This is a genomic window from Mycobacterium sp. GA-1199, from assembly GCF_001500045.1.
Classification (GTDB): Bacteria; Actinomycetota; Actinomycetes; order Mycobacteriales; family Mycobacteriaceae; genus Mycobacterium.
The window spans coordinates 1-1,394 of the sequence record NZ_LQIX01000041.1 but is presented as its reverse complement, the minus strand read 5'-3'; the positions used below and the strand labels follow the sequence as shown (position 1 = coordinate 1,394).

General features: G+C 63.7%; 1 protein-coding gene. It reads right to left on the bottom strand.

The window, feature by feature from the left end; genetic code table 11:
- A partial coding sequence (locus tag AU198_RS19565) for an amino acid adenylation domain-containing protein (protein ID WP_156431680.1) occupies window positions 1–1,394 on the bottom strand: 1,394 nt, incomplete at both ends.

Genomic DNA, 1,394 nt, shown 5'->3' with positions numbered 1-1,394 from the left:
AACACCTCGGCGAAAATGCCGGCCAGAATCTCCTCAGTCGGCGTGCCCGGAGCACGATACCGATCGACATCGCTATATTCCGGCGCAGGCAAGGCGCGCTTGTCGAGCTTGCCATTGTGGGTGAGCGGCAGGGCATCGACCGCCACCACCGCTGCGGGCACCATGTAAGCGGGCAGGCGCTCGGCAAGCGCGTTTCGCAACTCGAGCGGGTCAGCGGTCCCGGTGACGTAACCCACCAGCCGTTTGTCACCGGGGCGGTCCTCGCGGACGATCACCGCCGACTGCTGTACGCCGTCGAGAGCGCTCAAGGCAGCCTGGATCTCACCGAGCTCGATGCGGTAGCCGCGGATCTTGACCTGTTCATCGGCGCGACCCACGTACTGCAGCTGCCCATCGGTGCCCCAGCGCACCAAATCCCCGGTGCGATACATCCGTTGGCCCGGCCCGCCTAACGGGCACGCGACAAACCGCGACGCAGTCAGCCCAGCCCTGCGCACGTACCCGAAAGCCACACCGGCGCCGGCGACATACAGCTCCCCGACCACATTGGCCGGAACCGGCTGCAGCCAGCCGTCCAATACGAAGAAGCCGAGATGGGCCAGCGGCGATCCGATCGGGCTGACGGCGTTGTCGGTGTCGGAGTCGACTATCTCGCGGAATGAGGCATGCACCGTCGTCTCTGTGATGCCATACATGTTGATGAGCCGCGGCAGACCAGGATGGTTTCGAAGCCAAGGCGAAACACGGTGCGGTTCAAGCGCTTCACCGCCGAAGATCACTGTCTCCAACTTGAGCTGTCGTCCTAGCTCAGGTTCCAGCGCATCGGCAGTCTCCAAGGCATAGAACGCCGAGGGTGTTTGACTTAGGACATTCACCTCTTCCCTGACCAGCAGGGCGTGCAGGTCTTGCGGTGAGACGGCCACCGAATCGGGCACCACTACCAGTCGCCCTCCGTGCAGGAGCGCACCGAAAATCTCCCACACCGAGAAGTCGAAGGCCAGAGAGTGATATTGCGTCCACACTTGCCCCGGCGACATATTCAGATCCGCATCCAGGGAATCGAGTAGTTGTGTCACGTTGAGGTGTGGGACGGCCACCCCCTTGGGCGAACCGGTGGTGCCCGAGGTGTAGATGAGATAGGCCACATCGTGCGGGCTAGGTGCCGGAAGCGAGGCGCTGGATTGGGCATCGATAATGGGGTCATCGATGTCGATGACCTGCAAGTCGTGGCCACGCAGTCGATCGGCCATGCCGGCGCTGGTGATCGCCGCCACCGGTGCGGCGTCGGCGAGCATGAATTGCATCCGGGCATCCGGTTGCGCGGGGTCGATCGGCACATAGGCCGCCCCGGTTTTGAGCACGGCAAGGATGGACACCACGGCTTCGGGCGAGCG